The 1,156-nt window shown below is 48.2% G+C and carries 1 protein-coding gene; it reads right to left on the bottom strand.

Going from position 1 to position 1,156, the window contains the following annotated elements; all coding sequences use genetic code 11:
* Positions 1–92: 92 nt before the first annotated feature.
* Positions 93–1,156 (bottom strand): autotransporter assembly complex family protein (locus R7E78_RS24370; RefSeq protein WP_318058370.1); only part of this gene is annotated, 1,064 nt, incomplete at its 5' end.

A 1,156-nucleotide genomic window follows, 5' to 3' on the forward strand; every position in this document is an offset into this window, starting at 1 on the left:
AAACAGTACCGTTGCGACAAAAATAGTGATTAACAACAGCAGACCAATCAAACTTAGTGATAACCACTTGGTCCACTTAAACATCTTTTTGATCATAGCTCAGGCCCCAAAGAGAAGTGGATGCGGAATTCGTTGTTTGGCTTTTCATCCAGCCCCCACGCAAAGTCGAAGCTTACCGGTCCCACAGGTGAAGCCCATCGAATACCAACCCCGGCACCAGATTTCCATTCAGGTGTGTCATTAAACGCATCACCAATATCGTAGAACGTTGCGGCCCACCAGTTGCCGTAAACACGATATTGATACTCTAAGGTGCTGCTTAAGATGTATTTCGCACCCGTTAATGCGCCACTTTCATCGACAGGTGAGATGGATTCATAGCCATAACCACGGATGTTGTTGTCACCACCAGCAAAGAAACGCAACGATGGCGAAAGCTTTTCAAATTCCTCCGTGATATTAGCCCCCCCTTCGAGACGGAACAAACCACGATGGTTTTCGCCGATGCCACGAATCCACGAAGATCGCCCAAGCAAACGCAATACGCGCGTTTCAGACAGTAGCGCCGGATCGCCGTATTCAACCGTTACGCTTTGCTTATCGCCCCACATTGGCATACTGCCACCACGGACACGAGTACGCGAAAAGGTTGCGCCAGGAAGCACAAACTGCACGCCATCATCTTGCAAACCTTGCGAGAAGTTTTCGTACAAGTGACGAACGTACACGGTTTTGTGCCAACCACCGTCGGTTAACCAGTGTCTTTCTACCGCAAGGTTTGATTCCAAACTCTCAGTATCACGGTTGTCCAAATGCTTCAGACCAAATTGCAATTGATAGTATTCACGTAAGACGTCGTCTAATGGAATTTTGTAGCCGGCGGTGATGGTTTGTTCTGGTTTGGAGAGAGAAAGCGCCGTATTAAAGCTATGACCGCGTGCACTTACCCATGGTTTTTTCCATTTTAAAGTGCCGCGCACACCCGTATCGGTGGAGTAACCAATACCGGTTTCAATTTGGTTTTTCGCAGCAGGCGCTAACGAGACTTTAATCGGCAACTCGCGCCCATCTTCAAGCTTGCTTAAGTCAGGCTCAACAAACACCGAGGAGAACCAATCGGTGTTAGACAGGTTTTGGTTGTATTCACCCACATCAG

The sequence above is a fragment of the Vibrio sp. YT-19(2023) genome, from assembly GCF_033337395.1.